Source organism: Neptuniibacter sp. (assembly GCF_024231755.1).
Taxonomy (GTDB): domain Bacteria; phylum Pseudomonadota; class Gammaproteobacteria; order Pseudomonadales; family Balneatricaceae; genus Neptuniibacter.
The window spans coordinates 1-4,320 of sequence record NZ_JAAEQH010000177.1; the positions used below are offsets into that span (position 1 = coordinate 1).

Below are 4,320 nucleotides of genomic sequence, written 5' to 3' on the forward strand. Positions count from 1 at the left end.
GTTTCTGTATCGGTGGACCCGTAAGCTGGGCAGAAAAGGGGTCGGATCGATGATCAGATCACTTCGCTGTTGACGCTGTCGAGTATCAGGTGGAGTCAAACTCGGCGTATTATATTCTGGAAAAGCCTGTTTATCATCTAAAGGAAAGAAAAGGGGTAAAGGGCAGTTGCGTGCTTTTCGCATCAGGATCTCTTCCTCTTTCCATACCATATTTGCTCGCATTACAGGCACCTGGGGTTGTAACTGTAACAAAACCTCAGAGCTGGGGATTTTGCCTAACGCTTGTAGCTGAAGTCTGATATGAGGTTGAGAATAGTCCAGCTTTAGAAGACGCTTTTCTGCAGCAGCCACACTAAGCTTCTTGATACTTCTTCCGCTTGAGTACCAGCTAAAACCTACTTTTAAAGGGGTATGTTCTAAATAGGGGATTTGGCGATAGCACTGTTTAAGGTGGAGCCTGGCTAAACCTGTTCTTTCTAGCGACTCTGCAAGTAGTTGAGCGCGTTTTTGCAGAATATGTGCGGGTTTTTCCTTAGCGCTTCTGAACTCTTTAACGCAAGCCTGGAATGCTTGTTTGCTCTCATTGAGGGATTTGAGAGTATCTAATGTTGAAGCAGATACTCCAATCAAGCCATAAAGGTTCTCTGTACAGCGGCCATCCCCTTTGTCCCGATACCAGATATTGGTGATGATATCGTTGGCCTGCTTAAGGTTAGGCTCCTGACCATTAACAGGTAATAGGAAGTAGCGCTGTTTATCACTTAACAGAGAATCTTGAAAATGTTTCAACTGTGAACTCAGGTGTTCAAATGCACAGATAAGATCCTGAGTTTGTGTAGTCATAAGTGATTATTCGTCTTCTTCGGCCTGTTTCTTACGCTGGCGTGCCTGACTCTCAAAAATCTGGCGCGCTAGGATCATGCGGCAGCTTTCAGGCATTTTTACGAACTCAGCACCGGTTAGGTAGCTGCCATCAGCCATTTGATCACTACGGCAGCATTGTGCGTAGACTAACAGGCCCATGCAGGATTCAGGGAAAACCAATTTTATCGAGAAGAAACTACCTACCTCGTACTGTTCATCGCAGGAGAACTGAAGGCCGCCCTCAGACATATTTACTTCCTGAATAGCCGCATTGCTGATAGTCATTTCTGATGATGCAATGGCTTGAGCAATGCGTTCAATCTTGTCATGGACAATGTTCAGGAATGCGGAAACATTAGTGTCTTTCTCAGCGATTTTTCTCAATAGATGGCTGCTCGCTGCATCCATCTCCTGTAATTCGCTCAGTAAAAGGAAGTTTGGCGAGACATCAAACTGGCTTGGGCTGGGATGAGCACTGATCTCGTTTTCCGATACTACTTTTAGTTCCAGGGAAACCCGTTGCTCAATGCGAAAATATTGACGGCGATCTTGTTCCTGCATCCTCAGCCTCATACATTTTTTGATTCTTAAAATAGCATCCAGTGTACAAGCTATTAACTTTTTTCAGACAAAAAATACCGGTAATCGTTGTCTTGCACTTGAATTGCTCAGTTTGACAGAGACATTCAGCGTTTGTTCACTGGGTTCTTGAGTATAATGTAGAAAGAAATAGAAAAGCAGCAGATTGGTAAGATTTTTTCGGACTGGCTTATATGCTTTTTTATAAAAGGATTTTTATTACAAACAATGAGTTAGGAAATCAATTGCAGAAATTAGTAGTAATTCATTGTTGTTTTTACACACTCTACTATCTGTGCTTTAATCGCGCCCATGTTTAAGCCCTTATCTATCTTTATTGGATTGCGCTATACCGCTGCAAAGCGAAGCAATCACTTTATCTCATTTATTTCACTGGCATCCATGTTGGGCTTAATGCTGGGTGTAGCAGCGCTTATTGTCGTGCTTTCAGTGATGAATGGCTTTGATCGTGAACTTAAACAGCGCATTCTGGGTATGGTTCCCCATGCATCTATTAACGGTTATGGGCGCTCGATTGAAAACTGGCCAGAGCTCTTAAATAAGCTTGAGCAGCATCCAGAAGTTGTTGCTGCCGCACCATTCATCCAAGCGCAGGCTATGCTGACCAGTCGAGGAGTCGTGCGTGGTGCGCTTATCAACGGCATCGATCCAGATTACGAAAGTAAAGTTTCTATCCTTGGCAATCATATAACGCAGGGGTCCCTACAAGCACTCAACGAGCAGCGTTTTGGTATTGTGCTGGGTGACCTTCTAGCCCGATATATGGGGGCCAAAGTTGGTGACAAAGTAACGCTGGTTCTGCCTGAAGCGTCCGTAAGTGTTGCGGGTGTGGTTCCCCGTCTGAAACGTTTTACCGTCGTAGGCATTTTTGAAGTAGGGGCCGAGCTGGATGCTAATCTTGCTTATATCAATCTGAAAGATGCTGCCAAGATTAAACGAATGGGTGGAGGTGTTGATGGTATCCGCCTGATGTTTGACGATCTGTTTGAAGCACCTCAAATAGCCCGTGAGATTGCAGTCGGATTGGAGGGGTATTTCCGTGCTAGTGATTGGACCCGAACCCATGGCAATCTTTTTCAGGCTATTCAGTTAGAGAAGAAAATGATCGGGCTGCTCCTATTCCTGATCGTGCTGGTAGCTGCATTCAATATTGTTTCGACATTAGTAATGGTGGTGACCGATAAGAAAGCTGATGTGGCTATCTTGCGTACTCTGGGGGCTACCCCAGGAAGAATTATGCGGATCTTTATGGTTCAGGGAACCGTGATCGGGGTAATGGGCACATTGTTGGGAGCAGCACTTGGCGTAACATTGGCACTGACAATCTCTGATCTGATCGCTTGGGTCGAGCATACGTTCAATATCCAATTCCTGAACGCGGATGTGTATTTCATCAGTTACTTGCCATCTGACCTACAGTGGCCAGATGTAGGAATCATCACCTGCAGTGCGTTGCTAATCAGCTTTCTTGCAACTATCTATCCTGCATGGCGTGCATCTAAAACTCATCCGGCGGAGGCTTTAAGGTATGAATAAGGCTGTAGCTGAAGTGGTACTGCAGGCTAGCTCTGTTTCTATGATCTATAAGGATGCAGGTCGTGAAGTCAGTGTTCTAAATGAGCTGGATTTTTCCCTTGAGAAAGGTGAGCAACTGGCAATTATTGGATCTTCGGGTTCCGGTAAGAGTACTTTGCTGAATATTTTGGGTGGTCTGGATTCACCCAGTCAGGGTGAGGTTCTGATCAATGGTGAGAATCTGCATAGTGGCAATGAGTCCAGGCGGGCTGAAATACGTAATAAAACTTTGGGTTTTGTTTATCAGTTCCACCACCTTTTACCGGAATTTACTGCGCTTGAAAATGTATCAATGCCGCTTTTGATGCGTAATGAGCCTTTGCCTGAAGTGAAACAACGTGCAGCAGAGATTCTTGAATCCGTTGGTTTAAAGGATCGACTTTCCCATAAACCGGCACAGTTGAGTGGTGGCGAGAGACAGCGTGTGGCCATTGCGCGTGCGCTTGTGGGTAAACCTGCGGTTGTATTGATGGATGAGCCCACCGGAAATCTTGATCGCAACACTGCTCAAAGCGTGCAAAAGCTGATTGACCAATTAAATCAGGAACACCAAATCGCATTCGTATTGGTTACACATGATCCTGAGCTGGCCCAGAGAACGGGGCGGGTGCTTGAGCTAATCGATGGCAAACTGGTTGAGCGCTAGATTGCTCATCTCTTGTTTGCCAATCTGAGCGAGATAACTAAATCTGCTCCCCTAGCGATTACTACTACTGCTTGAATTCACCGCGATCACTGCGCTTTTTCCAGCTTCTTCCCACATGCCAGGCCCAGAACCCCTGAACTGAAAAATACCCGGCAATACCGAATACAACACCACAGATAACTGAGCCAAACAGTAGCGGCCACCAGATCAGTGAAAGGCTTCCGCTCAGCCACTCCATGGTCATTTCGAACTGGATGCTTTGATTTGGGTCTCCGATCAGAAAATCCCCCACAAGGTAAGAAAAGTAGAAGATAGGGGGCATGGTTAGCGGATTGGTAATCCAGACTAAGCCAATAGAAATTGGTAGGTTGCTCCGGATGATAATTGCCAGTACTGCCGCAACCAGCATCTGAAAAGGGATCGGTAGAAACGCACAAAACAGACCGACCAGAAAAGCCCTGGAGACTGACTTGCGATTCAGGTGCCACAGATTAGGCTCATGGATGTGACTGCCCAGCCAGCTTAAATGCTTATGCTGTTTGAGCTTCTCTTCATCTGGCATGTATTTTTTTATAAGTTTGCGCGGCATCTTCTAATTTACTTATTATGGGCATGCAAACGGGGATATTCCCCCA

At 45.6% G+C, this 4,320-nt stretch carries 5 protein-coding genes; 2 read left to right on the forward strand and 3 right to left on the reverse strand.

What is annotated here, in order from left to right; all coding sequences use genetic code 11:
• A partial coding sequence (locus GY843_RS09470; protein WP_297308932.1) for a hypothetical protein occupies positions 1–843 on the reverse strand: 843 nt, incomplete at its 3' end.
• 6 nt (positions 844–849) lie between these two features.
• Complete coding sequence (locus GY843_RS09475; protein WP_297308934.1) at positions 850–1,425, reverse strand: PilZ domain-containing protein; 576 nt, start codon at positions 1,423–1,425, stop codon at positions 850–852.
• A 330-nt stretch (positions 1,426–1,755) separates the two neighbouring features.
• On the opposite strand from GY843_RS09475, the gene GY843_RS09480 reads away from it, so the two are divergent.
• On the forward strand, positions 1,756–3,000 hold the full coding sequence (locus tag GY843_RS09480) for a lipoprotein-releasing ABC transporter permease subunit (RefSeq protein WP_297308936.1): 1,245 nt from the start codon (positions 1,756–1,758) through the stop codon (positions 2,998–3,000).
• Complete coding sequence (gene lolD, locus GY843_RS09485; RefSeq protein ID WP_297308938.1) at positions 2,993–3,685, forward strand: lipoprotein-releasing ABC transporter ATP-binding protein LolD; 693 nt, start codon at positions 2,993–2,995, stop codon at positions 3,683–3,685. The genes GY843_RS09480 and lolD overlap by 8 nt, the downstream gene beginning before the upstream one ends.
• A gap of 64 nt (positions 3,686–3,749) precedes the next feature.
• On the opposite strand, the gene GY843_RS09490 is transcribed toward lolD, so the two are convergent.
• The gene (locus tag GY843_RS09490) at positions 3,750–4,274 is read right to left on the reverse strand and encodes a DUF2062 domain-containing protein (protein WP_297308940.1); all 525 of its coding nucleotides are present in this window, start codon (positions 4,272–4,274) and stop codon (positions 3,750–3,752) included.
• Between the last annotated feature and the right edge of the window lie 46 nt (positions 4,275–4,320).